This window comes from Deinococcus taeanensis (assembly GCF_020229735.1).
In the GTDB taxonomy this organism is placed as follows: Bacteria; Deinococcota; Deinococci; order Deinococcales; family Deinococcaceae; genus Deinococcus; species Deinococcus taeanensis.
In genome coordinates this window covers 2580822-2602414 of record NZ_CP083455.1, presented here as the reverse complement: position 1 = coordinate 2602414, position 21593 = coordinate 2580822, and the positions used below count along the sequence as shown (strand labels likewise).

Genomic DNA, 21593 nt, shown 5'->3' with positions numbered 1-21593 from the left:
GCGTGACGCAGCCCCCTGCGGCGTTTACGGGCGTGGACGCCCAGCTGTTGCTGGAAACACTGCCGGACCCAGTGGCGTTCATGACGGCCGACGGTCAGGTCACCCTGAACCGTGCCGCTCAGGAACGCGTGCACCAGCGCTCTCCGGCAGGCGAGTGGCAGGGGCTGTTTGACCCCGGCAGCGTCGGCGCCATTCAGCAGGCGGTGCAGGCCGCCCTGGCCGGGGAGGTCCGGCAGGTGACGGTGAAGATGCAGGACACAGTCGCGCCGGGCCTGCTGACTGCCGCGCCGTCCGGTTCCGGCGTTCTGCTGCACCTGCATATGGCGCGGGATCCACTGGAAGTCGCGCTGGAACTCATGGATAACCTGGGCCTGGGCCTGACTGTGCAGGACCCGGACGGCCGCCTCCTGCACATGAACGCTGCGGCACCTGCCATCCTGGGCCTCACGGACGAACAGCTCAGCGGGCAAAGCTCCATAGACGCCCGCTGGCGTGCCACTCATCCGGATGGTACGCCGTTCACCCACGACACCTACCCCTCCTCGAGGGCCCTGCAGACCGGACAGACCGTGCGCGACGTACCCATGCGCATCTACCACCTGCCGAGCGACTCATGGCGCTGGCTGCAGGTGACGGCCGTGCCGCGCCGCGCGCCCGGCATGGCGCGCCCCAAACAGGTGACCACTGTAGTCGCAGACGTCACTGAACGGCAGGCACTTGAAGGGCAGATGCGCGTCAGTGAGCGGCGTTTCCGCTCCCTGGTGGAAGCCACCAGCCAGATCGTCTGGAGTGCCCAGGCCAACGGTGAACTCCGCCCGCCCCAGCCGCAGTGGGAAGCCTTCACCGGCCAGGGGCCAGACGAGTACCGGCAGTCCGGATGGCTGGATGCTGTGCACCCTGACGACCAGCCCGCCACGGTCGCGGCCTGGCAGCGCGCCCTGCACGCCCGCACCCTGTACACCACCGAACACCGCCTGCGCCGCGCCGACGGCACCTTTGTGCCCATGCGGGCCTCCGCCGTGCCGGTTCTCGACGAACACGGTCAGCTGGCTGAATGGATCGGCACGCACACCGACCTCAGCGCCGTCCGCGAGGCCGAGCAGGCCCTGCGCGCCCTGAACACCGAGCTTGAAGCACGCGTGCAGGCGCGCACGCAGGAACTCGCGCAGGTGACGCGTTTCAGTACGCTGCTGCTCACGGCCGCGGGCGAAGGCATCTTCGGACTGGACCCAGGTGGCGTGACCACCTTCGCCAACCCGGCCGCAGCCCGCATGCTGGGGTACAGCGTGGAACGCATGATCGGGTACAGCCAGCACGATCTGGTACATCACCACCACGCCGACGGCCGGGCCTACGCGCTGCGCGACTGCCCCATTCACCAGACGCTGCGCGACGGCCAGACCCGCCGCGTGGAGAGCGACGTGATGTGGCACGCGCAGGGTCACGCCGTTCCCGTGGCGTACGTGGTGACCCCCACCCTGAACGACAAGGGAGAGGTAAGTGGCGCCGTGGTGATGCTGCAGGACATCACCGAGCGTCTCCGGGCGCAGCAGCAGCTGCAGGGCATGATCGCCAACCTGGAGCGCAGCAACCAGGACCTGGAGCAGTTCGCGTACGTGGCCAGTCACGACCTGCAGGAGCCGCTGCGCACCGTGGGCAGCTACGCGGACCTGCTCGTCCGGCGTTACCGGGGGCAGCTGGACCCCCGCGCCGACCAGTACCTGGAGTTCATGCAGGAGGCGGTGGGACGGATGCGCAGCCTGATCCAGGACCTGCTGGGCTTCGCGCGCCTGGGCCGGCAGGACAGGCCGCCGGTTTCCGTTGCCCTCGATGACACGCTGCGGGCCGCGGCGCAGAACGTGCTGGGCGTTCTGCCCGCAGGCGGCAGCCCACTGAGCTGGGACACCCCGCACCGCGTGATCGGCCAGGCGTCACTGCTGACGCAGCTGCTGACCAACCTGATCAGCAACGGCCTGAAATTCCACCGGCCCGGCGAGGCGGCCCGCGTGACGGTCCGTTCCAGGCGCGAAGGCCGCATGGTGCACGTGACCGTTCAGGACAACGGCGTTGGCATTGCGCCGGAGTACCACGCGCGGGTGTTCGAGATCTTTCAGCGGCTTCACCACCGTGAGAGTTACGCCGGAAACGGTATGGGCCTCGCTATCTGCCGTAAAATTGTGGAGCACCACGGGGGCCGCATCTGGATCGACTCTGTCCCGGACCAGGGCAGCACCTTTCATCTGACCCTCCCAGCAGACCCCACCCATGACCCAGACCACTGACCCCATACATATTCTGCTGGTGGAGGACAACGAACCCGACGTCCTCCTGACCCTGGAAGCCTTTGAGGAGGCCCGGGTTCCCAACCGCATGCATGTCACCCGTGACGGCGTGGACGCCCTGCGCTTCCTGCGCCGCGAAGGCGAACACGCCGCCGCCCCTCGCCCCGACGTGATTCTCATGGACATCAACATGCCCCGCAAGACCGGCCTGGAAGTCCTGGAAGAGATCAAGGCCGACCCGGGCCTGTGCAGCATTCCGGTGGTGATCCTCACGACCAGTCAGGCCGAGGATGATGTGCGCTCCTCCTACGAGCGCCACGCCAGCGGGTACGTGGTCAAGCCCGTAGGATTCGAGAATTTCCTGGGGGCCATGCGGGCCTTCGAGGCGTTCTGGCTGACTTTCGTACGTTTTCCGCCCCGCGCCTGACGCTCACACGTCACTGCCCCGGCCCCTGTAGGGGCCGGGGCAGTGCCACAGCTGGATTAGCGGCGGGTGGTGGTCGTGTCCACGTGGGTCACGGTGTGCGGGCGGTTGCGGGGAATCAGGCCCAGCAGACCCAGCAGGCCCAGCAGACCCCAGGGGAACTGGCGGGTGTCGGCCGTACCGTCATTGTTGGTGTCCACCACGCCGTCCCCGTTGGGGTCCACGGCGTTGCTCACGGCGTCCCCCGTGTTCTCAACGGCTTCACCGGTGGCCGCTGCGGCGTTCTCTACCGCTTCACCGGTCTCCTGCGCGGCCTGATCGACGTTCTCGCCGACCTCCTCGGCCGCGCCTTCCTGCCCTTCGCCGGGCGTGCCGCCGAAGTCGTCCTGCTGGCCGTTGTTGTTGGTGTCCTGCACCTGCACGAGCGTCGAAGAGGGCGCGGAGGCCAGGGCAGCGGGAGCCGCGAGCAGCAGGGTCAGCGTTAACAGGGTCTTGTTCATGGTGAGTCTCCTTGCATCAGGTGCGCAGTCGCGCCGGATATGAAGGCATTGTGCGGTCCGGCGAGCGCGGCTGCCTGCACCAGACCTTAAAGGGACCCTGAACTGATCTTATGAGTGTGCAGCTTCAGGCAGGTGCGCGCTCCTCAGCCGCCTGGGGCATGGCCTGCATGGCCCGCAGTACCACCAGCATGTGCTCCTCCAGATCAACCCCCAGTTCCCGGGCGCCCTGCTCGACCTCTTCACGGTTCACGCCCGCTGCGAACGCCCGGTTGCGGAAACGTTTTTTCAGGCTGGGCAGTTCCACCTGCCGCACGTCCCGGTCAGGGCGCACGAGCGCGGCCGCCTGCACCAGCCCGGTCAGTTCATCCACGGCGAACAGCGTCCGGGCCAGCCGCGTGTCACGGGGGGTGCCGGTGTACGAGGCGTGACCCATGATCGCGCTCAGCACCACGTCCGGCGTGTCGGTGTGGTCGCGCAGGAACGCCACGCCCCACGCCGGGTGCTCCTCCGGGTGCCTTTCGTAATCAAAGTCGTGCAGCAGGCCCGTCACGGCGTACAGTTCCTCATCCTCGCCCCAGTGGCGGGCGTAGGCGCGCATGGCGGCCTCCACGTTCAGCATGTGCCGCTGCAGCGACACCGACGGCGTGTGCTGCACCATCAGGGTGTAAGCCTGTTCCCGGTTCATACGGCAGTCTAGCGGCCCGGAACGTGAAAGCCAGCGTGTGGGGCAGCCCTGGCCTGCCGGCTGCCCCACACGCCCAGGCGGGTTACCCGCCCAGGTACCGCGTCCACTGCGGTTGCCAGTGCGCGAACTGCCCGTGCGCGTACACGCCGAAGCTGGGCGCGCGCGGCCGGGTGCGCAGCGGCATCGCGGCCTCTTCCGGCGTGCGGTTGCCCTTACGCTGGTTGCACGTGCGGCACGCCGTCACCACGTTCTCCCAGGTGTGCCGCCCGCCACGTGAACGGGGCAGGACGTGATCCAGCGTCAGTTCCTCGGGTGAGCCGCAGTACTGGCAGGTGAAGGTGTCGCGGCGCAGCACGTTGCGGCGGTTAAAGGGAATGGGATGCACGCGTGGGCGGCGCACGTAGCGCCGCAGGCGGATCACGCTGGGCACCGGCATGACCGTGCTGGGTGAGCGGACCACGTCCTCGCTGTTCTCCAGAATCTCCGCCACGCCGTACTGCACCAGCGTGATGGCCCGCTTGGCGCTCGTGACGTGCAGCGGTTCGTAGGACGCGTTCAGCACCAGCACACGCGGCGCGTTGAGGTCAGCGGCGACACGAGGTCTTCGGGGCTCTGGGTGCACGTCCTTTCTGGAGATCATGCACGGCATTTTAAAACGAGGCCGTCAGAGCAATGTTGCGCTGACACGCTTAGTTTTCATGCATGACCGCTGCAGGCAATGGCCTACGCGGCCTCCCTGCTCCGGTCAGCCCAGCAGACCCGGCACGGCCCCCGTGCGCACGCCGCCGCGCAGCAGTTCCAGCACGCCGTCCGCCACGTACTGCACCGCCAGGGCGCCCAGCAGCACGCCCAGCACGCGCGTCACCACGTGCACTCCCGTCAGCCCGATCACCCGCGCGATCTGCCCGGACAGGCGCAGCGCCAGGTAGCACAGCAGCAGCACCGCCGCCGTTACCAGAAACACGGCCAGCAGCAGCAGGGGCGAGCCGTGCGCGTCGCCCGCCAGAATCATGATGCTCGCCAGCGTGCCGGGCCCGGCAATCAGCGGAATGGCCAGCGGGAACACGCTGATGTCCTGCCGCTCCTGCGCCTCCTGTTCCTCCTCGGCGGTTTCCTTGCTGCCGCTGGGCCGCGCGAACACCATGTCCAGCGCAATCAGAAACAGCAGGATCCCGCCCGCGATGCGAAAGGCACTCAGGCTGATGCCCAGGTGATCGAGCAGTGCGCGGCCGAACAGGCCGAACAGCAGGATGATCACGCCAGCCACCAGGGTCGCCTTGAACGCCACGCGCCGCCGCTCGAAACTGGGCCGGTTGCCGGCCAGGCCGATGAAGATCGGGGCCAGCCCGATCGGGTCCATCACCACCAGCATGGTCAGGAACGTCTGGGAGGTGATGGCCAGAAGTTCCGGAAGACTCATGGTCATAACGACACCTGAACGGCCAGGAACGTCGGTAAGGCAACACGGGAGAGTTCCGGCACATTCACGGCCCGAGCGTATCATCCGCTCCGGCCGGGTCCGGTTCACGGGGCCCGGTCAGGGCTGCGCGGGGCGGACATTGAGGTCCAGCGTTCCGCTGGCTTCCACCTTCCGCCCGTCCTGCTGCGTGGCGGCGCTCACGGTGGCCGTGTACGAGTTCACGGGGGTGCCGCGCGCCACGCGGATCGTGACGGGAAACGGCTCCCCGGCGCGCACCTGCGTGCGGCCCGGCGTGACACTCACGCCGCCGGCGGTGGACGCGCCGCGCACCGTGAAGACCCCTGGGTGCGTCTGCGCGGTGTACCCGCCGACGCGGGCCAGGAGGGTGCGCTCGGTGCCGACCGGAAGACTCAGGCTGCTGATGCTGTCGCCTGGCTGCCCGTTCACCGGTTCGGTCAGCAGCACGTACCCTCCGGCGCAGCCGCTGCGGCGCAGCTGCCCGATGTCCTGCGCGCCGACGAACAGCGCCGGGAACAGCGAGGCCAGCACCAGCCCCAGGCCCAGCGCCGCACGTGACGGGCGGCGCCAGTGCGCGGCCGTGAACGCCAGGCCCCCCGGGCCCAGCAGCAGGGGCACCAGCAGTGCCAGCAGCGTGTGTCCCTGGCAGAGGTCCGTGAGGAGCGCTGCGCCCGCGCCGCGCACCGCGAAGGTCAGGGCGACGCCCAGGCCCCAGCCCAGCAGGAAGGCCGGCAGGAATGACCGCGGGGTATAGACGGGAAATTCAGGGGCGGGCGGCGCAGGCGGAACGGTCACGTCCGCAGCCTACTGCCGCGCCCGCAGGTGAAGCGTCCCGCGCGGCCTCAGCGGGACTGGCAGTCCGGGCAGATGCCTATGAATTCCAGACGCACGTCGGTGACCTGAAACCCAGCAGGCAGGGCGGAGGCCGGGACGGCCGGCACGTCCCCGGCATCCACGTCGAAAATGGCCCCGCAGGTGCGGCAGACCGCGTGGTGGTGCGCGTCGCCCTCATGTTTGTAGTCGTAGCGGGTGGCCTGCCCGGCGCGTTCCAGCGTAACGACCACGCCGTCACGGACCAGGGCGTCCAGGGTGCGGTACACGGTTCCGAGGCTCACGCTGGGCAGCTGACCGCGCACCTGCGTGTGAATCCACGCGGCGTCCGGATGGGACCGGGCCGCACGCAGCACCTCGATCACCGCCGCACGCTGCTTGGTCTGCCGCACCATCGTCATGCGGGGAGTTTATCAAATGCACCCGGACGCACCCGTGACCGCTGCGACAGACCGGCGGGCGCGGGCTGTCCGGTATAACCGGACGGCTGGCTGAACCCGGTTCATTGCGCTCGTTCAGTCCGGCGCGCTAAACCGTGAACGAGATGCCCGGCCGCCTGCTGCCCCTGCTGACCCCGGACCCCCAGACCGGGGCCGCCCTGGGGCAGGCGCTCGGCGTGAACCGCGTCACCGTGAACACCCTCGCGCGGCGCCTCATCGACAGCGGCGTGCCCGTGCAGGTCACCCGCCACGGCTACGCGCTGAGCGCCGGGACGCCCGCGCCGCAGTTCGTGCGGCGCACCACCCCATTGGGCAGCACGCTGCGGTACCACGGCACGGTGGGAAGCACCCAGGATGAGGTCCGCGCCTGGGCGGACCACCCCGCTGCGCCCGCGCCACACGGCGCGGTGGTGGTGGCCGAACGTCAGACTGCTGGCCGCGGCCGGCGCGGCCGCCCCTGGGACACCACGCACGGCACCCTGGTCTTCAGTGTCCTGCTGCGTCACGGACCAGGCGGCGGGCCCCTGACGCTCCCGGAACTGACGCTGCTGCCCCTGGCGGCCGGGGTCGCTGTTGTTCACGCCGCGCAGGTCGGCGGCCTGAAGTGGCCCAACGATCTGCTCAGCCCCGACCGGCGCAAACTGGCCGGCGTCCTGCTCGAAGCCGACCTGCGCGGCGAGGAGGCCCGCCGGGCCGTGCTGGGCATCGGCGTGAACGTCAGCGCCGCCCCCCCGGAAGCGGCGCACCTCACCGAGTACCGCCCGGACCTGACGCGCGCCGCGCTGCTCGGCGACCTGCTCGCTGAACTGCACCGCTGGCTCAGCGCCACGCCCACCCAGATCCTTCAGGCGTGGCGCGACGTGAACCTCACCCTGGGGCGCCCCGTGCGCGTGAAGACCCCCGCCGGCCCGGTGGAGGGCACCGCGCACGACCTCGATCACAACGGCAGCCTGATCGTGCACACGCCCGGCGGCCCCGTCACGGTCAGCGCCGGGGACGTGCAGCTGATCGGGTCGCTCGACCCGCGCGGTCCGGCGCCCTGACGCGCCGCAGGCAGCCGGCTGCACTTCACCCTCACCCCTATTCTTCTGGAGGATTCCATGACCCTGACGCACCCCACCCTCGCCCGCCAGCTTGTTCCCGCTCCCAGCGTCGCCTGGGACCTCGTCCTGATCGCCGGAGGCGCGGCGTTCGTCGCGGCGCTCGCCCAGGCGGAAATTCCGCTGCAGCCGGTTCCCCTGACCCTGCAGACCCTCGGCGTGCTGCTGGTTGGCGCGGCCCTCGGCTGGAAACGCGCGCTGGCTGCCCTCGCGCTGTACGTCGCGGCGGGCGCCGCGGGCCTGCCTGTGTACGCCGGCGGGGCCAGCGGCCTGATGAACTCGGCCGGCACCGGCGTGCGCGCCAGCCTGGGCTACCTCATCAGCTACCCCTTCGCGGCGGCGCTGGTGGGGTTCCTCGTGGAACGCTACGCGCTGGACCGCCGTTTCCTGGGCACCTGCCTGGCCATGCTAGCCGGCAGCGTCGTCATCTACGCTTTCGGCCTGCCCGTCCTGAGCGCCGTGACCGGCCTGAAGGGCGGCGCCCTGCTCACGGCCGGCCTGACGCCCTTCTTGCTGGGTGACACCATCAAGCTGGTCCTCGCCGCGCTGCTGCTGCCCACCGTCTGGCGTTTCGTCCGCCGGTAAGGTTCCGCACGAAACGGCCCCCACCTTCACTCGGGTGGGGGCCATTGCCATGCGGCCGGTTGTCGATGTCTCCCGTCTGGAAACCCGGCCGCGGGCATGGCCACAGTGTGCGCGGTCCACCCGGCGCAAGCATCCGCCGAAAGTGACAGGTGGCCCTCCGCCAGAACGCCTAGACCCCCGCAGGAAGACCCGCCTGGCCGCGCGGCCAGGCGGGTCAGGTGGCGGAACGGAGCTTACTCAGCGACGCTGGGCACGGCGGCCAGCGGGTCGCGGCCTTCCTTGATGGCGCCCAGCACGCGGGTACGGATCTCGGCTTCCATTTCAGGACGCTCGGCGATGAACGCGATGGCCTTCTCCTTGCCCTGCCCGATGCGCTCATCGTTGTAGGAGTAGAAGCTGCCGGCCTTCTTGATGATCTCCATGTCGCTGGCGAGCGTGACAAGGTCGCTGAGCTGATCGAAGCCCTTGCCGTACATCAGGGTCAGTTCGACCTCCTTGAAAGGCGGCGCGACCTTGTTCTTCACGGTCTTGACCTTCACAGTGTTGCCGATGGCGTCGTTGCCCAGCTTGACCGGCTGGCCGATCTTGCGGACGTCAAGGCGCACGCTGGCGTAGAACTTCAGGGCGCGGCCCCCGGTGGTGGTTTCGGGGTTGCCGTACATCACGCCGATCTTCTCGCGCACCTGGTTGATGAAGATCGCGGCGGTCCCGGTCTTGCTGAGAATCGCGGTGAGTTTGCGCAGCGCCTGGCTCATCAATCTTGCCTGGAGGCCAGGGAGGCTGTCGCCCATCTCGCCTTCGATTTCCGCGCGCGGCGTCAGGGCCGCCACGGAGTCCACGACCACCACGTCCACGGCGCCGCTGCGGACGAGCAGTTCCATGATTTCCAGGGCCTGCTCGCCGTTGTCTGGCTGCGAGACGAGCAGTTCGTCGGTGTTGACGCCCAGCGCCCGCGCGTACACGGGGTCCAGGGCGTGCTCGGCGTCAATGAAGGCGCAGGTCCCGCCGGCCTTCTGGGACTGCGCGACGATACTCAGGGCCAGGGTGGTCTTCCCGCCGGATTCCGGGCCGTAGATCTCGGTGACGCGGCCCTTGGGCACGCCGCCCACGCCCAGCGCGAGGTCCAGGGACAGGCTGCCGGTGCTGACGGCCTGCACGTCCAGTTTGCTCTCGGCGCCGAGTTTCATGATGCTGCCCTTGCCGAACGCCTTCTCGATCTGGCTCATGGCCGTTTCGATGGCCTTGGCGCGTTCTTTGGCGTCGGTGGGGGCGGCAGCGATGTCTTTTTCTTTGCTCATGGCGTCTCCTGGGAAGCTTCGGCGGGGAGCGGGGTGAGGACGGGTGTTCCGCGCAGGCGGAAGGTACTGACGGTTTCGTGAATGGGTCCGGTCTTGCGCAGGATGCTGCGGTACAGCGTGACGCCGCCGGACTGCCAGTGGTCGGTAAAGAGAAGCGGAGGAACGCGCGGCGCCGGGCCCTTCTTGCGGGCCAGCGTGACGTGCGCCTTGAAGGGCAGGTCGTCGGTGCTCAGGCCCAGCGCCTGAATGCCCTCGCGCAGCGCGGCCGCCAGCTCGTTCAGGCCTTCGCCCTCGACCTTCACGAACCACACGCGGGGGCTGCCTTCATTCGGGAAGTACCCGGTGCCGCGCAGGTTCAGGTTCAGCGGCGGATGGTCGGCGCTCAGGCGGTTGCCCAGGCGCTTGAGGTCCTCGACGCGGTCGTGCGGAACGGCCGGCAGGTACGCCAGCGTCACGTGCAGCTGTTCAGGCTGCACCGCGCGCCAGTTGCCGCGCAGTTTCTTCTGGGCGGCCACCATGGGCGGCGTGATGGTCGCGGGGACCTTCAGCGCGAAGAAGAGGCGCTGCGTGGCCGGCGTGTGGGTGCCGGCCCCTCCCCGGGCGGGTGGGCTGGGCCGGTCCTTCGGAGCGCGGCGCACCGCGGGCGTGACTTTGAGCTTGACGTTCATGCCGTCCATCCTGGCAGGGTCCGGGCCGCGAGGGCCAGGGCCGCCACCGCCGCGCGCTCGCGCAGCTGCGCTGCGTCGCCCGGCCAGTTCACGCTGGTCAGCGCGACCTGCTCGCCGTTGCTCAGGGCCGCGTGCGCCTGCCCGGCGCCGTCCCCGGTGGCCTGCACGACCACCGCGAGGCCCAGGTCGGCGCCCAGGTGCTCGCGGGCCCCGCCGGCCAGTTCCCGCGCGGCCTGCTCACTGACCAGCCCCGGCCCTTTGAGCGTGACGGGCGTGAGGCCCAGCGTGATCAGGCGCCGGTGGTCCTGCGTCACCGCGGCGTCCAGGAAACCCGGCTGGTCAGCGAGCAGGGTACTGAGCACTCCGGCGCTGCCGGCCTCGATCACGCCCAGCGTGCGGCCGTGCAGTGCGGCCTGCACCACGCCGGCCAGCGTCTGGCGGTCCTCACCCCAGGTCCAGCGGGCCAGAGCGGCGCGCACCTGCGTCAGGGCCGGCACCTGCAGGGCCAGGGCCTCCTCGGGCGTGGGGGCGCTGGCAGCCACGCGGACGTCCACGCCGGTGGCGCGGGCGTACGTGGCCACGCTGGGGTTACCCTGCCGGGTGAGGTCGCCGAGCAGTTCGGCCAGGTTGCTTTCCCCGATGCCGTGCGTGTGCACGGTGGTGTGCACGAGCGCCGCGTCCGGAAGCGGCAGGCGCGGCAGCACCTGTTCGCGCCACATGCGCTGCATTTCGCGGGGCGGCCCAGGGAGGGCCGCGAGCAGTCGGGGGTGTCCGTCCCGGGTGGTGCGCGCGAACCAGCCGGGGGCCGTGCCAACCGGGTTGGGCAGCGCTTCGGCACTGGGGATCAGCCAGGCCTGCTTGCGGTTGAGTTCGGGCATGTGGCGGCCGCGGGCTTCGTACAGGCCGCGCAGGTGCGCAAGCTGGATGGGGTCCTCACGGGGCGTTTCGTTCAGGGCGGCGGCAATGGCTTCGCGCGTGAGGTCGTCGTCGGTGGGGCCCAGGCCGCCGCCCAGAATCACCAGGTCGGCGCGGCTCAGGGCCAGGGTGATGGCCGCCGTCAGGCGGTCCAGGTTGTCCCCCAGTACCGTTTTGCGGTGCAGGGTGACGCCGCGGGCGCCCAGTTCACGGGCGAGGAACGCGGCGTTGCTGTCAACGATTTCGCCGAACAGCAGTTCCGTCCCCACACTGATGATTTCTGCTATCAGCATAAAAACCTCGGCATAGTATAGTCCAGGGCGAAACGGGCGTCCACCCATGGGACCCCTGCGCCTCTGCTTCACCGAGTGTACGTGCCCCGGCCGACCGCCGGCGCCTCAGCCTGGGGGTCGGCCGCCCGCCCACCAGTAAAAGTCTGCGCAGCAGCAGACAATCAGAACGCTCGGGCAAACCCTGGAGCGTTCTGATTGTCCGCCGCGCTCGCAACGTGATGGAGTCCGGTCTGTCCGGGACTCATCACGCCGCCCCTCAGCGCTCTACAAGTTCAGCCACCCAGTCGCCGGACGGAACGCGGTCGTCGCGGGCCTGCCCGGCCGCGCTGGGGTGCGCCGTAAACCGCAGCACCCGCCAGCTGTGTTCCCCGGCCCGCAGGAGGTACATGCCGTGTTCGCCGGGCCCGGTCACGCGCCGGCCACTGTCCTGGTACGTGACCTCAACGGACGTCCCCACCGGAAGCGCTTCCAGTTCCGACACGTTGATTTCTCCCAGAAATGAACGCTCTGGGTCCGTGGCCTCGCCCTTCCAGGCGCCACTGACTCCCACCACCACATTCCGCCCGCCACGCGATTCAGTCATGCCTCATCTCGCCATGGCCCGCCCTGAGCGGGGTGAGTGGCGCCCCACCACCCCTTCATGAGTCCGCCTGTCCCCGTCAGGTCAGGAACAACCGGTACGCCGGATTCACCGTGACCTCAACCGCCGGGTACCCCACCCCCAGCAGGAATGCCGCGAAACTGGCCTCATCCTCGGGAGGGACCTGCAACCCCGCCATCACCCGCCCATGTGCCGACCCGTGATTGCGGTAGTGAAACAGACTGATGTTCCAGCGCCCATGCAGGTGCGTCAGGAACGCCAGCAGCGCCCCCGGCCGCTCGGGGAACGTGAACGAGAACACCCGCTCGTGCGCCGCCTCCGGCGCCCGCCCGCCCACCATGTGACGCACGTGCACCTTGGCCAGCTCATCGTCCGTCAGGTCCAGCACCGCGTACCCCCGCCGGGTCAGGTCCTCCCGCAGCGCCACCCGCTCGCCCGGCGCCGCCAGCTGCACCCCCACGAAAATCTGCGCCTGGGCCCGCGGCGCAAAGCGGTAGTTGAACTCCGTGATCGCCCGCGCCCCCACGACCTCAATGAACTCCCGGAACGCGCCGGGCCGTTCCGGAATGGTCACCGCGAAGATCGCCTCGCGCTGCTCCCCGATCTCGGCGCGTTCCGCCACATGCCGCAAGCGGTCGAAGTTCACGTTCGCGCCGCAGGTGAGCGCCACCAGCGTCTCCCCCTGCACGCCCCGCTCCGCCACGAACCGCTTCAGGCCCGCCACCGCCAGCGCCCCCGCAGGTTCCATCACGGCGCGCGTGTCATCAAACACGTCCTTGATCGCCGCACACACCTCATCGGTGGTCACGCGCACCCAGTCATCCACGTACCGGCGCGTCAGGTCGAACGTGAAGGCCCCCACCTGCTTCACGGCCACGCCATCCACGAAGATGCCCACCGTGTCCAGCCGCACCCGCTCGCCCGCCTGCAGGGACTGGAACATCGCGTCACTGTCATCCGGTTCCACCCCCACCACGCGGATGTCTGGCCGCAGCGCCTTGAGAACGCACGCCACGCCCGCAATCAGGCCCCCGCCGCCCACCGGAACGAACACCGTCATTGGGCCCGGCGCCTCCACCTGCCGCAGCAGCTCCAGCGCCACGGTGCCCTGTCCGGCCAGCACGAGCGGGTCATCGTACGGATGCACGAAGGTCAGGCCCAGCTGCGCCTGCAACGCGAACGCGTGCGTCTCCGCGTCGCTGAAACTGTCTCCGAACAGGACCACCTCTGCGCCCCGCGCCCGGCACGCCCCCACCTTGATCTCCGGCGTGGTTGCGGGCATCACGATCACTGCCCGCACGCCCAGCGCCTGAGCCGCGAAAGCCACCCCCTGGGCGTGATTGCCCGCCGACGCGCAGATCACGCCGCGCGCGCGCTCCTCGGCCGACAGCTGCGCCATCTTGTTGTACGCGCCGCGCAGCTTGAACGAGAAGATCGGCTGCTGATCCTCGCGCTTGAGCAGCACCCGGTTGTTCATCCGGGCACTCAGGCGCGGCGTCTCACTGACCGGCGTCTCCACTGCCGCGCCGTACACCCTGCTCGTCAGGGCCAGCCGCAGCACGTCCATGGCGTCCAACTCGCCCGGTTTCCAGTCCCGCATCACCTGCGTCATGTCATCACCCCTTGAGAAACGAAAACCCCCGCCGGTCGGGCGGGGGACACGTGGCAGCGCGCAGGCCGTCAGGTCTTCGCCCCTGACCAGCCCGTAATTCGCGCCGCGCTCATGGACGACAGCTTAGGCCGCCACGCACGGGCGCAGGAGGCAAGAAGTAGACAAGCGGCCGGACCGATGGGCTGACGGCCCAACAGGCGCGCTCCGGAACTCCAGTCCGGATTCTGGTGGGGGCGCCGCCCCGGGTGGCCCAGGAGGGGGAAGGTGGATGGCCTCACGCTTCACTCCCGGCGGCAATCTGCCGGGCGAGCTGATCAGCGGCGTACAGACCCAGTGAATCCGCAAGCGGCCCGCCGAGCAGCAGGAACGTGTGTTCATCCAGACGCTCATGGCCGGGCGGGGCGTGCAGGTCGCCGTGCGGCAGGGCCAGCCACGCGCCGGGCACGTCACTGAGACTGCGGCCCAGGTGCAGGGCGTCCGTGGCGAGCACGGGCGCGGCGTCCATGAGCCCCACGAGGTCCTCCAGCGTCTCGCGGCGCAGGCCGGTGGGCACGCCGGTAAGGTGCCCCCCGACCGGTTCGTAGCCGTGCGGATCGCGGTGATGCACCGCGGGAATAAGGGTGTACGCGTCATGCTGGGGCCGCAGCGTGAGGCCCTGAACGTGCAGCACCGGACTGCCGGGGCGGCTGGGGGCGTTCAGGTGCGGCGTCTGCCGGTAGGCGCGGCCATGCCGGGTGTGCACGCCCAGGTGATGTTCAGCCTGCGCGGGCGCCTGCGCGCCCGTGGCCAGAATCACCGTGCGGGCCTGGACCGTGAACGTTTCGTGCGTGACGATCTGGTGCGTGTTCGTGACTGTCAGGCGCTCCAGCGTCACCTGACCGCCCGGGTGCGGCGTGACGCGCGTATTGAGCAGCAGGTCGGTGCCCTGCCCGATGGCCTGCTGCGCGGCCTGCTGCGCGAGCAGGCCGGGCCGGTACGTGAGGGCGTCCTGCGGGGTGGCCCACGGCACACTGGCCGGGTTCAGCAGCGTGAGACTCTCAGGGTGCCCTGCGAGCGCGTCGGGGGTCGGCAGGCGGCCGGGCCCGGCCCCGGCATGCAGGGTCAGGTAGGGCCGGGACTGCAGCTGATCGCCGCCCAGCGTGAGCAGCTGCGCCCGGGTCCAGTGGGCCGCACCGTGCAGGGCGTCCGGCAGGCCCGCGAGGGTCCACACGCCCGGCGCGAGGAGGGTCGCGCCGTCCTCGTTGGGCAGTCCGCCTTCCTCCACCAGCAGCGTGCGGCGGTGCGGCGCGTGGACGTGCAGGGCGAGGGCCAGTGCGGTTCCCATGCGGCCAGCACCGACGATCAGCACGTCGTGGGGGCCGGGCGTGAACGGCTGGCCGACATGCGCCCACACGCGGCCGGGCGCTGGAGGCTGAGGCTGGAGCGCAGGCATGGGTGAATCATGCCGCTTCTCACGCGCCTGTCAGGTCGGCGTGAGTGGGGGTGCGTATACTCGCTCTTGATCATGCGTTCATGTCTGGGGGTTGGGGCGGTGCTGTGCAGTGGGCTGCTGCTGGGGCCGGGTGCATCGGCGCTGAACGTGCGGGTGCTGGTGGTCAGCGCGCCGCAGCTGACGGTGCGGCTGGCACCGGCGGCGCCAGCCGCGCCGGCCCTGGGCGGCCCGGCGTCACCGCTGGGAACCGCGCCCCTGCCGGCGCAGGCGTGGACGGTGGGCGTCAGCGGCGCGCAGCTCACCCTGAACGGACAGCCGACCGGCAGCGGCAGCCTGTACCTGCCGCCCGCGCCGGGCAGCGTGGTGGAGATCGCCGGCAAAGCCTTCCGCGGCGGCGTGCAGCTGCGGGCAGAGAACGGCGGCGTGCAGGGCATCAACGTGGTGGACCTGGAGGACTACCTCCGGGGCGTGGTACCGGCCGAAATGCCGGCGTCATGGCCGGCCGCGGCGCTGCAGGCGCAGGCGGTGATCGCGCGGACGTACGTGACGGCCCGCATCAACCCGGCCACGCCGTACGACACCTGCGCCACCGAAAGCTGTCAGGTGTACGGCGGCGTGGCGGCCGAGAAACCGCAGACGGACGCCGCGGTCGCCGCGACGCGCGCGCAGGTCGTGGCCTTCGGCGGGCGGGCGGCGAGCACCTACTTCAGCAGTGATTCCGGCGGCTTCACGGCGTCCAGCGCGGAAGTGTGGGGCAAGGACCTGCCGTACCTCACGGCGAAAGCCGACCCGTTTTCCGCGGACGGGCCGCGCGCCCACTGGCGGCTGGAGGTGCCGCTCAGCCGCGTGCAGGATGTCGCCGGCAATTACGGCGCGCGGGTCGGGGCGCTCCGCAGCGTCACGGTCACCCGCGTCAGTGAGTCCGGCCGCCCGCTCGAGATCCGCCTGACGGGCGCGAACGGCAGCGCCGTCCTGACGGGCGCGAACGCCGGCGGGTTCGTGCGGGCCCTGGGGGCGTCCGGCACGCGCGTCAGTGTGTCGGGCCTGAATCCGCTGGTGCTGGAAGGCAGCGGGTCCGGGCATGGCGTGGGCCTGTCACAGTACGGCGCGCTGGGCCTCGCCAGAGCCGGGTACAGTCACCTGCACGTGCTGGGCTTCTACTACCCCGGCACGCTTCTGAGCACCCTGGCGCAGCAGGGTCCCGGCCCGGCGGCGGTCCTGACCGTCGGCACACCGTTCCCGGTGCCGGGCGCGGCGGAGGTGCTCGCATTAGCCCGGCCCGCCGGACTGACCGCCGCGGCGCGCGGAGCCGGGCAGTGAGCCGCCCCGCCCGGCGTGCGCGGCGCCGGCGGGGCGCGGCAGGCGTGCGCGCGGCGCTGCTGGCCCTGGGGCTGCTGGCGCTGGGCGGCGCCCAGGCCCGCACGGTGAAGATCGTTTCGGCCGATACGCTGGAACTGCGGCAGGTGGACAGTCAGGAACTCGTGGTGATCACCGGCGAGCATGTGGAACTCCGTGTGGATGACGACGTGGTGCGCGCCCGGCGCGTGGAATTCAACCGCACCCGGCGGACCCTCACCCTGATCGGCGCGGCCACGTACTACAGCGCCAGGGACAAGCAGACCCTGCGCGGAGAGAATCTGGTTGTGGAACTCGGGCGTGAGCAGGTCAGCGGCGAGGACGTCCTGATCAGCGACGCGCAGCTGGAGATCCGCGGTTCGGAAGTCGACCGCATTCCCGGACAGCTGCGGGCCACGGGCGGGTACTTCACGACCTGCGCGCGGTGCGGCCGCACCCCGAACGACTTTGCGTTCCGCGCCGAGCGGCTGATCGTGTACCCCGGTGACCGCCTCGTTGCGTACCGCGCGCAGCTGCTGCTGGCCGACGTTCCGGTGCTGTTTCTGCCGGTGCTGGTGCTGCCCCTGAACGACAAGGACCGGCAGCCGCGCGTGGAGATCGGCCGGGATGACACCGACGGGTACACCGTGCTGGCCGACCTGCCTTTCAGCATCGGCGGGAACACGCTGGGCACCACGCTGCTGCGCTATTACCAGAACCGCACGCCGAGCTTCGGGGCGGGCGTGAGCCTGCGCTCGTACGCGCCCCTGCCGTACGTGGACCGCGTGGACCTGTACGCGCTCGCGCAGCCGCACCCGGTCGGGCAGACCGGGGAGGACATCGACCTGAACCTCAGCGTGAAAGGCCGCGTTCCCCTGGCCCTGGCCGTCCGGGACCTGGACTACAGCCTGAGCGTGAAACGCACCGACATCGGGCGCAGCGCCACCGATCCGGCACGCGGCGTCACGAACGTGGATTTCGGCGTGCGGGTCGAGTACCCGCAGTTCAGCGCGGCGTTCAATTACGTCAACCGTTTCGGTCCGGCGCCCACCACCGCGCTGGGCACACCCCTGAAACTGCCGGAAGTGATCGTGGACCCCAAACCGTACGTCCGCGGGAACTTCAGTGCCGACGTGCGCCTGAGCGCCGGTACGTACGCGGCCGCCAGCAACCCGCGCTCGCCGTCAGCCAGCGCGCAGGGCGTGAACATCACCACCAGCCGCCTGGAGGAGCAGCACAGCCTGGCGTACACCGCGCGCCCCTGGAGGAACGCGGACCTGAGCCTGAGCAACACCTTCACCGGGCGCTACTACGGCACGGGGGCGCGCACCGTGGACCTGAACCTCACCGGCACCCTGACGCAGCGCTTCAACGAGACGAACACCTTCGGTGTCACCGCGAAATACCTGCGGGTGGAAGGCACCAGCCCCTTTGCATTCGACGCGCTGCCCGGCCGGCTGCTGTCCGCGCCGGTCAGCCTGAATCTGGCGACCGTGCCGGTCCGGGACGTGAGTTTCGGCGCCAGCTACACCCGCGACCTGTTCCTGAACCCGCAGCAGCAGGGCAACGCCACATTCACGCTGGGGGTGAACCGCCGCCCGCTGAACCTGAACGCCACGGTGGCCGTGAACCCGGACAACCGGACGCTGGAAAGCGTGAACTACACCGCGACCCTCAGCGACCCGGACAGCGGGAGGCTCACGGTCACGCCCGCGCAGCCCGCGACCGCCACCACCCCCGCCCGCCCGGCGACCACCACCCGCAGCAGCGCCTGGCCCATCCCGAACCTCAGTCTCAGCGCCACCGGCAGCTACGCGAAAGCCACCGGGCCGGGGCCGGTCACCCTGACCGCCACCGTGACCGGCGACGTGCGCAGCAACACCTTCAGCGCGTACGTGACGCACAACGTCCGGACCCCCGAGATCACGGCCATCGGCGTGCGGTACACCCTGGCCCGCACCCAGGACACCGTCCTGAATCCCATCAGCGTCAGCGGCAACGAGGTCCTGAACCCCACGAGCGGGCAGCTGACCGGCGACCATACCCTGCTGTGGCGCGGCCAGTACCAGTTCCGTACGGCGCACAGCCTGCAGCTGCAACGCGCCGACACCGCCCGCAGCAGCGGCACCGTCAGCTTCAGCGTGGGCACCGTCAGCGGCAGCCAGAACAGCTGGTCGGTGGCGTACGGCGGCCCGTACGACCTGCGCCGCGGCGGCTTCACCGCCCCGCAGCTCAGCGGCAACCTGAGCCTCACCCGGCCCGGGCAGAGCCTCACCCTGGCCGCCATTCTGAACACCCCGGGTCTGGACCAGCCGCGCACTGAACTGGCCCGCGCGGATCTCAGCGCCAGCTGGCAGTTCGGCAGCCGCGCCGCGCTGCTGGGCCGCGCCCTGTACACCCGCACCCGCAGCGGCACGTACCCCAACGACAAGGCCACCGATACGCTGATGCTCGACCCGCTGCGGGTGAGTGTCGGCATCGGCCGGCCTGGAGAGCGGCCCGGCGCGTACCTGAGCGGCTCGCTGCGCCAGACGTTCACCTGGGTGGATGGCGTGCGCCAGAACCCGGCGCCCCTGGCCCCCGTCCTGGGGCTCACCATCGACCGGTGCTGCTGGGCGCTTCAGGCCGAAGCGGACCTCAGTGCCCGCCGGTACCGCATCGCCGTGGGCCTGCCCGGGCAGCGGTTCTACCCGGTGTTCGACCTGACCGCCGATGACGTCAGGGTTCCCCTGATCCCCATCCTGCCCTGACCCCCCGCGCCCGGAGGTGCCCCGCATGCCCCGTTTTCCCCACCTTGCGCCGCCGCTGTTGCTGCTGTCCCTGCTCACCGCCTGCACCGGCACCGAGGAGACGCTGCTGTCCGTCCGGCTGAACGTCCTGACCGACGGAGGCAGCACCCTGCGTGCCCTGAGCGCCACAGGAGCCGCCCTGAGCACCGTCACTGTCACGGGTGGGGTGCAGGTCGAAGCCCTGCCCACCCCCCGCCGCTTCCTGCTGGTCCGCACCGACGCGGCCGAAACCCGCGCTCCGGACGGCAGTGACCCGCAGGCCTACCCGGCGCCGGGCTTCACGCCCGTCTGCCTGACCCAGGCCGCCCAGAACGTCACCCGCGACCGCCTCCTGCTGCTCAGTGACTGCAGCGGCACCCAGCGCGTCGCCCTGTACCGCGAGACCACCCTGGTCTGGTCGGCGCTGCTGCCCACCTTCCTGCCCCCCATGCAGGGCAGCGACACGCCGCCCATCCGGCTGGCCGTCCAGGGGGACGTGGGCATCATCACGCGCCCCCGCCTTTCGGGCGGCAGCGAGGTGCTGCGGGTCGCCGTGCCGGCGGGCGCCAGCACCCCCGTGGTCAGCACCCCGCTGGGCATCCCTGCCGTGTACGACCTCGCGCCGTACGGCGCCGACATCCTGGCCGCCACGGACACTGGCGTTCAGCGGCTCCGCACCACCGGCGAACCCGACCCGGCCGCCACCCTGAACGCGCTGGGCACCACCCGCTACGACCGCCTGTGGACCTCCGGCAGCCCGCAGAACCTGCTCGCCGCGTGGCGCAGCAACCGCCTGGCCGGCACCGCCACCAGGCCCCTGAGGGTCTGGAACGGGGTGGGCAGCACCCTGAACAGCGCGCCCACCGTGGCGGAGGTCAGCGACCTGCGCGACGTGACCTTCCCGCCCGACGGTTTCCTGTACACCCTGCAGGGCAACAGCCTGATCCGCTACAACACCCTCAGTGGCCTGCAGGGCGGCGGCTGGGCCCCCACCACCCTCCAGACGCTCACCAACCCCATCAGCCTGACCTGGACTGTGCCGCCCACGGCGCCCTGACCCGGCGCGGCGCTCAGGCATTGCCCAGCAGGCCCAGCAGCGCCGCGGGCACGGCCGCCCGCACCCCCAGCACCGGAACGCCGCCGCGCACCAGGACAGTCACGACCACACCGGACTCCAAGTTCACCCCCAGACCGGTGCGGGTGCCGCGCGCCACCCCGTCATGCCACCGCAACGCCCCGCGCGCGAACCACCCGGGGATCACCCCATCCAGACCCCCGGGCAGACCTCTGGGCCGCTCCAGCCCGAGGTGCAGCGTGCCCGCCGCGCCACTCAGGCTGGCCTGCCCGAACGTCAGCAGATCCTCAGCCCGTCCGAACAAGCCCCCGGCCCCCGCCAGTGGCCCGAACCGCGTGACCTCCGGGCCCGTCAGCAGCCCCGGACGGGGCACCACCAGGCCCGCCCCCGGGCGCAGGGTCACGGTCAGGCCCACCGGCCGGGTCACGCCGCGGGTCAGGGCCTCCCCGAAGCCCTCGGCCGTGAACGCCTCACCGGCCGCGTGCGCGCACGCCAGGGCCAGCAGCCCCACCCCCAGGTTCGAGTACCCGAACCGCCCCCCGGGCCGTGCCCAGCGGCGCACACTGCCCACCACGCCGGCCGGGCTCAGTGTTCCGTACGGGTCGTGCACGTGCGTGAAGGAGGTGACGCCCACCCGCGCCGGGTGCATCGGAAGGCCCGCCGTGTGGGTCGCCAGAGCCCAGGCGGTCACGAACGGCGGCAGGGGCCGCAGCGGCCCCCCCAGTGTCGAGAGCGGCGCGTCCCAGCTCAGCGGTCCTGCGTTCACGAGCGCGCCCGCCAGCGCCGCCGTGAAGGGTTTGCTGACACTGGCCAGCTCGAACACGCCGTCCTCCGGCACGCCCCCCAGTCCCCGCACCACCCGGTGCGGTCCGCGCGCCGCGCCTACCACGCCTCCATGCGCGAGCGCCGCGCGCAGCGCTGGCCGGACCATGCGCAGGTCGCCGCCCAGCACGGCCTGAAGGTCACCGATGGCCTGCTGCAGTGGGTCGCGGCGAAACATGCCCGCAGCGTACGGTGCAGGTGCGCGTGCACCCTGAACAGGGCGGAAGCGGCTCTTCATGCACGGCCGGCCGCCCCGCCCGGGCCACCTGCGCCGGAAGCTGCGCAGAGGAACAGCGCTGCTGCGTAGCGGCCTGCACTGCCGACCGGCCCGCGCGGGCTTGACTTCCGGCGCTGCGCCCCTTACTCTTTGCTCCGCTGGTCCGGTAGTGTAGCGGTTAGCATATCTGCCTGTCACGCAGAAGGTCGCGGGTTCAAATCCCGTCCGGACCGCCAGAACAGGAAGTGCCACGGTGAAGACCGTGGCGCTTT

Annotated in this window: 20 protein-coding genes and 1 tRNA gene; 8 read left to right on the top strand and 13 right to left on the bottom strand. The window is 70.6% G+C overall.

Annotated elements, in window-relative coordinates; genetic code table 11:
• Positions 1–2 precede the first annotated feature (2 nt).
• Positions 3–2282 (top strand): PAS domain-containing sensor histidine kinase, encoded by a 2280-nt coding sequence (locus LAJ19_RS12500; RefSeq protein WP_225476075.1) that lies wholly within the window; start codon positions 3–5, stop codon positions 2280–2282.
• Positions 2266–2709, top strand: coding sequence for a response regulator (locus LAJ19_RS12495; protein WP_225476074.1), 444 nt, complete (start codon positions 2266–2268; stop codon positions 2707–2709). Before LAJ19_RS12500 ends, LAJ19_RS12495 begins: the two co-directional genes overlap by 17 nt.
• A gap of 56 nt (positions 2710–2765) precedes the next feature.
• Here the strand turns inward: LAJ19_RS12495 and LAJ19_RS12490 are convergent, their stop codons facing one another.
• From LAJ19_RS12490 to LAJ19_RS12465, 6 genes are all read right to left on the bottom strand, one after another.
• Entirely contained in the window at positions 2766–3206 is a 441-nt protein-coding gene (locus LAJ19_RS12490; protein ID WP_225476073.1) for a hypothetical protein, read from the bottom strand.
• 124 nt (positions 3207–3330) lie between these two features.
• A complete protein-coding gene (locus tag LAJ19_RS12485; RefSeq protein ID WP_225476072.1) occupies positions 3331–3891 on the bottom strand; it encodes an HD domain-containing protein in 561 nt (186 codons plus the stop codon).
• Between the two features lie 82 nt (positions 3892–3973).
• Positions 3974–4531: an HNH endonuclease gene (locus tag LAJ19_RS12480; RefSeq protein WP_225476071.1), complete on the bottom strand. Its 558-nt coding sequence runs from the start codon at positions 4529–4531 to the stop codon at positions 3974–3976.
• A 105-nt stretch (positions 4532–4636) separates the two neighbouring features.
• The gene (locus LAJ19_RS12475; RefSeq protein ID WP_225523269.1) at positions 4637–5311 is read right to left on the bottom strand and encodes a MarC family protein; all 675 of its coding nucleotides are present in this window, start codon (positions 5309–5311) and stop codon (positions 4637–4639) included.
• A 117-nt stretch (positions 5312–5428) separates the two neighbouring features.
• The gene (locus LAJ19_RS12470; protein ID WP_225476070.1) at positions 5429–6124 is read right to left on the bottom strand and encodes a hypothetical protein; all 696 of its coding nucleotides are present in this window, start codon (positions 6122–6124) and stop codon (positions 5429–5431) included.
• A 47-nt stretch (positions 6125–6171) separates the two neighbouring features.
• Positions 6172–6561, bottom strand: a complete 390-nt coding sequence (locus tag LAJ19_RS12465) for a Fur family transcriptional regulator (protein WP_225476069.1) — start codon at positions 6559–6561, stop codon at positions 6172–6174.
• A 143-nt stretch (positions 6562–6704) separates the two neighbouring features.
• On the opposite strand from LAJ19_RS12465, the gene LAJ19_RS12460 reads away from it, so the two are divergent.
• Positions 6705–7643: a biotin--[acetyl-CoA-carboxylase] ligase gene (locus tag LAJ19_RS12460; protein ID WP_225523268.1), complete on the top strand. Its 939-nt coding sequence runs from the start codon at positions 6705–6707 to the stop codon at positions 7641–7643.
• Positions 7644–7700: 57 nt separating this feature from the next.
• Positions 7701–8285, top strand: a complete 585-nt coding sequence (locus LAJ19_RS12455; protein WP_225476068.1) for a biotin transporter BioY — start codon at positions 7701–7703, stop codon at positions 8283–8285.
• Positions 8286–8518: 233 nt separating this feature from the next.
• Here LAJ19_RS12455 and recA read toward each other — a convergent pair whose 3' ends face one another.
• The 6 genes from recA to LAJ19_RS12425 form a co-directional block, all read right to left on the bottom strand.
• Positions 8519–9583, bottom strand: coding sequence for a recombinase RecA (recA, locus tag LAJ19_RS12450; protein WP_225476067.1), 1065 nt, complete (start codon positions 9581–9583; stop codon positions 8519–8521).
• Positions 9580–10251 (bottom strand): RNA 2',3'-cyclic phosphodiesterase, encoded by a 672-nt coding sequence (gene thpR, locus LAJ19_RS12445; RefSeq protein ID WP_225476066.1) that lies wholly within the window; start codon positions 10249–10251, stop codon positions 9580–9582. The genes recA and thpR overlap by 4 nt, the downstream gene beginning before the upstream one ends.
• Complete coding sequence (locus LAJ19_RS12440; protein ID WP_225476065.1) at positions 10248–11459, bottom strand: CinA family nicotinamide mononucleotide deamidase-related protein; 1212 nt, start codon at positions 11457–11459, stop codon at positions 10248–10250. The genes thpR and LAJ19_RS12440 overlap by 4 nt, the downstream gene beginning before the upstream one ends.
• A gap of 256 nt (positions 11460–11715) precedes the next feature.
• The gene (locus LAJ19_RS12435) at positions 11716–12042 is read right to left on the bottom strand and encodes a hypothetical protein (protein ID WP_225476064.1); all 327 of its coding nucleotides are present in this window, start codon (positions 12040–12042) and stop codon (positions 11716–11718) included.
• Between the two features lie 76 nt (positions 12043–12118).
• Positions 12119–13672, bottom strand: a complete 1554-nt coding sequence (gene ilvA / locus LAJ19_RS12430; RefSeq protein ID WP_225476063.1) for a threonine ammonia-lyase, biosynthetic — start codon at positions 13670–13672, stop codon at positions 12119–12121.
• Between the two features lie 274 nt (positions 13673–13946).
• A complete protein-coding gene (locus LAJ19_RS12425; protein ID WP_225476062.1) occupies positions 13947–15104 on the bottom strand; it encodes an FAD-dependent oxidoreductase in 1158 nt (385 codons plus the stop codon).
• 72 nt (positions 15105–15176) lie between these two features.
• Here LAJ19_RS12425 and LAJ19_RS12420 point away from each other — a divergent pair, with 72 nt between their 5' ends.
• Genes LAJ19_RS12420 through LAJ19_RS12410 form a run of 3 tightly spaced genes read left to right on the top strand, consistent with a single transcriptional unit; the run spans position 15177 to position 20264 of the window.
• A complete protein-coding gene (locus tag LAJ19_RS12420) occupies positions 15177–16424 on the top strand; it encodes a SpoIID/LytB domain-containing protein (protein ID WP_225476061.1) in 1248 nt (415 codons plus the stop codon).
• Positions 16421–19189, top strand: a complete 2769-nt coding sequence (locus LAJ19_RS12415) for an LPS-assembly protein LptD (protein WP_225476060.1) — start codon at positions 16421–16423, stop codon at positions 19187–19189. The genes LAJ19_RS12420 and LAJ19_RS12415 overlap by 4 nt, the downstream gene beginning before the upstream one ends.
• A 25-nt stretch (positions 19190–19214) precedes the next feature.
• Positions 19215–20264: a hypothetical protein gene (locus LAJ19_RS12410; RefSeq protein ID WP_225476059.1), complete on the top strand. Its 1050-nt coding sequence runs from the start codon at positions 19215–19217 to the stop codon at positions 20262–20264.
• Positions 20265–20277: 13 nt separating this feature from the next.
• On the opposite strand, the gene LAJ19_RS12405 is transcribed toward LAJ19_RS12410, so the two are convergent.
• A complete protein-coding gene (locus tag LAJ19_RS12405; protein ID WP_225476058.1) occupies positions 20278–21282 on the bottom strand; it encodes a serine hydrolase domain-containing protein in 1005 nt (334 codons plus the stop codon).
• Positions 21283–21481: 199 nt separating this feature from the next.
• Here LAJ19_RS12405 and LAJ19_RS12400 point away from each other — a divergent pair.
• Positions 21482–21557, top strand: a tRNA-Asp gene (locus LAJ19_RS12400).
• The last annotated feature ends 36 nt before the right edge of the window (positions 21558–21593 follow it).

Coding starts and splice junctions, on each gene's coding strand:
- LAJ19_RS12475 (WP_225523269.1), bottom strand. CDS start 5,311: ATGAGTCTTCCGGAACTTCTGGCCATCACCTCCCAGACGTTCCTGACC.
- LAJ19_RS12490 (WP_225476073.1), bottom strand. CDS start 3,206: ATGAACAAGACCCTGTTAACGCTGACCCTGCTGCTCGCGGCTCCCGCT.
- recA (WP_225476067.1), bottom strand. CDS start 9,583: ATGAGCAAAGAAAAAGACATCGCTGCCGCCCCCACCGACGCCAAAGAA.
- LAJ19_RS12485 (WP_225476072.1), bottom strand. CDS start 3,891: ATGAACCGGGAACAGGCTTACACCCTGATGGTGCAGCACACGCCGTCG.
- LAJ19_RS12425 (WP_225476062.1), bottom strand. CDS start 15,104: ATGCCTGCGCTCCAGCCTCAGCCTCCAGCGCCCGGCCGCGTGTGGGCG.
- LAJ19_RS12435 (WP_225476064.1), bottom strand. CDS start 12,042: ATGACTGAATCGCGTGGCGGGCGGAATGTGGTGGTGGGAGTCAGTGGC.
- ilvA (WP_225476063.1), bottom strand. CDS start 13,672: ATGACGCAGGTGATGCGGGACTGGAAACCGGGCGAGTTGGACGCCATG.
- LAJ19_RS12455 (WP_225476068.1), top strand. CDS start 7,701: ATGACCCTGACGCACCCCACCCTCGCCCGCCAGCTTGTTCCCGCTCCC.
- thpR (WP_225476066.1), bottom strand. CDS start 10,251: ATGAACGTCAAGCTCAAAGTCACGCCCGCGGTGCGCCGCGCTCCGAAG.
- LAJ19_RS12440 (WP_225476065.1), bottom strand. CDS start 11,459: ATGCTGATAGCAGAAATCATCAGTGTGGGGACGGAACTGCTGTTCGGC.
- LAJ19_RS12460 (WP_225523268.1), top strand. CDS start 6,705: ATGCCCGGCCGCCTGCTGCCCCTGCTGACCCCGGACCCCCAGACCGGG.
- LAJ19_RS12480 (WP_225476071.1), bottom strand. CDS start 4,531: ATGATCTCCAGAAAGGACGTGCACCCAGAGCCCCGAAGACCTCGTGTC.
- LAJ19_RS12405 (WP_225476058.1), bottom strand. CDS start 21,282: ATGTTTCGCCGCGACCCACTGCAGCAGGCCATCGGTGACCTTCAGGCC.
- LAJ19_RS12495 (WP_225476074.1), top strand. CDS start 2,266: ATGACCCAGACCACTGACCCCATACATATTCTGCTGGTGGAGGACAAC.
- LAJ19_RS12465 (WP_225476069.1), bottom strand. CDS start 6,561: ATGACGATGGTGCGGCAGACCAAGCAGCGTGCGGCGGTGATCGAGGTG.
- LAJ19_RS12410 (WP_225476059.1), top strand. CDS start 19,215: ATGCCCCGTTTTCCCCACCTTGCGCCGCCGCTGTTGCTGCTGTCCCTG.
- LAJ19_RS12420 (WP_225476061.1), top strand. CDS start 15,177: ATGCGTTCATGTCTGGGGGTTGGGGCGGTGCTGTGCAGTGGGCTGCTG.